The 3,141-nt window shown below is 33.3% G+C and carries 5 protein-coding genes; 2 read left to right on the top strand and 3 right to left on the bottom strand.

From position 1 onward, the window contains the following. Both AACY61_RS11215 and smpB read right to left on the bottom strand, forming a co-directional pair. A partial coding sequence (locus AACY61_RS11215) for a DUF5686 family protein (RefSeq protein WP_339611674.1) occupies positions 1-676 on the bottom strand: 676 nt, incomplete at its 3' end. Then, positions 676-1,143: an SsrA-binding protein SmpB gene (gene smpB, locus AACY61_RS11210; RefSeq protein ID WP_339611673.1), complete on the bottom strand. Its 468-nt coding sequence runs from the start codon at positions 1,141-1,143 to the stop codon at positions 676-678. The genes AACY61_RS11215 and smpB, both read right to left, overlap by 1 nt. A 136-nt stretch (positions 1,144-1,279) precedes the next feature. Between smpB and AACY61_RS11205 the strand changes: the two genes are divergently transcribed. Beyond that, positions 1,280-2,029, top strand: a complete 750-nt coding sequence (locus AACY61_RS11205; protein WP_339611672.1) for a DUF6503 family protein — start codon at positions 1,280-1,282, stop codon at positions 2,027-2,029. Here the strand turns inward: AACY61_RS11205 and AACY61_RS11200 are convergent. Next, positions 2,010-2,540 carry a phosphoglycerate mutase family protein gene (locus AACY61_RS11200; protein WP_339611671.1) on the bottom strand — a complete coding sequence of 177 codons (531 nt, stop codon included), beginning with the start codon at positions 2,538-2,540 and terminating at the stop codon, positions 2,010-2,012. The genes AACY61_RS11205 and AACY61_RS11200 overlap by 20 nt on opposite strands. Before the next feature lie 307 nt (positions 2,541-2,847). Here AACY61_RS11200 and AACY61_RS11195 point away from each other — a divergent pair, with 307 nt between their 5' ends. Further along, positions 2,848-3,033 (top strand): CsbD family protein, encoded by a 186-nt coding sequence (locus tag AACY61_RS11195; RefSeq protein ID WP_339611670.1) that lies wholly within the window; start codon positions 2,848-2,850, stop codon positions 3,031-3,033. The last annotated feature ends 108 nt before the right edge of the window (positions 3,034-3,141 follow it).

Raw genomic sequence — 3,141 nt, 5'->3', positions numbered from 1 at the left:
CGTTAATGTTTATGGTGTTTTCATAAAAACTAAAATTGGCATCGCGTGCACTGTTAAAGCTAAAACCATTATCGTTTCCGCTAACTTTTGATGCTATAATGCGTTCTTTAAAGTTATCGGGTTTTTGAAAAGCAATTTTAGAAATCGTTTCACTCAAGTAGATTATACCTGAGCGTGTGGAGTCTAAAGTTCCTTCAAGATCACCAACTTCCTGACCCATAATGCGTTCAGGGACATCCTCAACTTTCCATAGTCCGCGGGAATAAAAGTCAGCCGTATAGGCATTCAGTTTTTCAAGATTTTGTTTTCTAACTGCTATGGCATTTCTTACAATTCTGTTGGCCGGGTTTTCGTCACTTGAAATAACAACTTGGTCTAGACTATATGTTTCAGCCTTTAGTGTAACATTGAGCTGAATTATTTTTGAATTCAAATTTATCTCCTTTTTTTGGGTTTGATACCCCAAAAACTGAAAAACAACCACGATTTCTGTGTTTTCTTTGTAATCTAATTTATAGTTGCCGTCATCGTTGGTTGTTGTTCCTATATAGGAGTTTTCTATAAAAACATTTACAAACGGAAGTGGTTCTCCTTTTTCATTGGTTACTTTACCTATTATTTGGGAAGAAACTGATGCTGAAATTAACAGCAATATGAGAAGCAGGTTTTGTTTCATTAGCGTTGATTAAAGGCTTTTTTAATTCGGCTTAATTTTTTTTTGGTATCGCGTTCTTTGATCGTTTCACGCTTGTCGTATTCTTTTTTACCCTTAGCCAAAGCAATGGTTAATTTGGCAAGACCATGGTCATTTATAAATAAGGTGAGGGGCACGATTGTCAGCCCTGAGGTACGCACTTCTTTTTCAAGTTTTTTTAACTCTCGTTTGTTTAAAAGCAATTTGCGTTCACTTTTAGGGGCATGATTGAAGTGAGAAGCGTGTGAATATTCCTCAACATTCATATTGATGACAAACAACTCACTATCCTGAAACTCACAAAAACTTTCAGCTATGGAGGCTTTTCCTTCTCTGATTGATTTTATTTCAGTTCCTTTTAGGACAATGCCTGCGGTGAATTTGTCCAAAAATTCGAAGTTGAATTTTGCTTTCCTGTTTTTAATTACAATATTGCTTTGTTGCTTCAACCTATGGATGTTTTAAAAGATTAACTGTTACAAAAATAGAATTTTAAATGTAGATGGGTTTAAGAATTTCAGGTTTTAATACATTGTTTGCATTTCAAGCACTTTAAAACTTTATTTCATTATTTTTACAAAAAAAATGCGAATCCTATTTTTTTTATTTATCGTCTTACTCGGGTCTTGCAAAACTGAAAAACAAAAGCTTTCAGCACAGCAAATTATTGATAAAACTATTGAAACAGCAGGAGGTGATCGTTACAACAATGCTGAAATAAACTTTACCTTTCGAAACATAAAGTATAAAAGCATCAGGCAAAATAGTCGTTTTTCATTGCAACGCATGCTTCCGGATACTCTAAACACACTTGATATTATAACCAACGAGGGGTTTATGAGAATACAAAATGAAGAACAAGTTGTGCTTCACGATACAACGGCCGTAAAATATGAAGAAAGCGTGAACTCTGTGCATTATTTTATGCATTTGCCTTTTGGTTTAAATGATGAGGCCGTTAAAAAAAAGCTATTGGGTGAAGTTACAATAAAGGACAAGCAATATTATAAACTAGAGGTGACTTTTAAGGAAGAAGGAGGTGGGGTAGATTATCAAGACATATTTCTTTACTGGGTTTCCAAAGATAATTTTACAATTGATTACTTAGCCTACAAATTTTTCACAAATGAGGGCGGGATTCGCTTTCGCGAAAGTTTTAACCCACGGGTTATAAAAGGCATACGTTTTGTTGATTATAAAAATTACAGTCCACAAAAAAGCGATGTTGATTTTTACAAAATAGATGACCTCTATAAAAAAGGTAAACTTAAAGAACTTTCTGTTATTGAAAATAAAAACATAGAAGTTCAGTTGCTTACTCCAGGTTCAGTATAAGACTTTTTGATTGGTTTCCCATTTTAGTAACTATGTATAACCTACCGTCAATACTGTCAGGAATATTTTTATAGCGTTCTTCCCCTAATACATGATTTACAAAAGCGGGTACTGTATTGCTGTGTCCTACAACCAATATCTGTTTACCTTCTGTTTTCTCAAAAAAGTTTGTTTCATACACTTTGTGTGGGTCATAACTTTCTACTTGTATGTTTTTTGACTTTGAAATGGGTAGAGCAGTTTGTTGAGTGCGTTTATAGTTGGACGCATAGATGAAGTCGAGATCTATATCAGATAAGATGCTTGCCCAATTTTGTGCTCTGGCAAAACCTTCTTCGTTTAATTCTGGGTTTTCATTGTCTGGATTGGAACGGTCTTTTTCAGCGTGACGGATTAAATAGTAAGTGGTGGTTACATTTTCCTGATTGTTAATAGGTTTCTCTGTAGTTTCATTGCTACAGGATATTAACACCACCCAAAGGAGTACAAGTATGCCGGTTAAAATTTTCATAGTTTTTTTATTTTCAAGTTGATTCTCAATTATGCATATTTATATCGAATCAAATATAAAACATTCAGTTTTTAAAAACCACAAACCATTGCAATTCGTAATTAAAATATATTCACTAAACTATTATTATTGTCTTTCCTAAACTCTGCTATGAGGAAGAGAATCGCCCTGAGCTAATCAAGCAAAATGGGCGATTTTTATGTTTTTGGATTAACAAAGCTTTAATTTTTTTTAATAGAACCTTGGGAGGATTTTTTTATAAAGTGCTTTATATTTAAGTATTACTAACGAAAAAAACTATTATATTATGAATGAAGAACAGCTAAGAGGAAACTGGAATCAAATAAAAGGAAAATTAAAACAAAAATATGGCGAATTGACTGAAGATGATTTGCAGTATGCAGAAGGAAAATCTGACGAGTTATTGGGACGCCTTCAAGAGAAAACCGGAAAAGCAAAGTCTGAGTTAATTAAAGAAATAGAGAGCTTCTAATTTAGCTTTTGTTATAAAATTAATAAAAAACTGAACTCTTAGAGAGTTCAGTTTTTTTATGCCAGTTCGAGAGCGATTTTAATCATTTCATTAAAGGTGGTTTCACGT

The sequence above is a fragment of the uncultured Planktosalinus sp. genome (assembly GCF_963973675.1).
In the GTDB taxonomy this organism is placed as follows: Bacteria; Bacteroidota; Bacteroidia; order Flavobacteriales; family Flavobacteriaceae; genus Planktosalinus.
The sequence above is the reverse complement of the archived record's forward strand: the minus strand, read 5'-3'. Positions and strand labels throughout refer to the sequence as shown.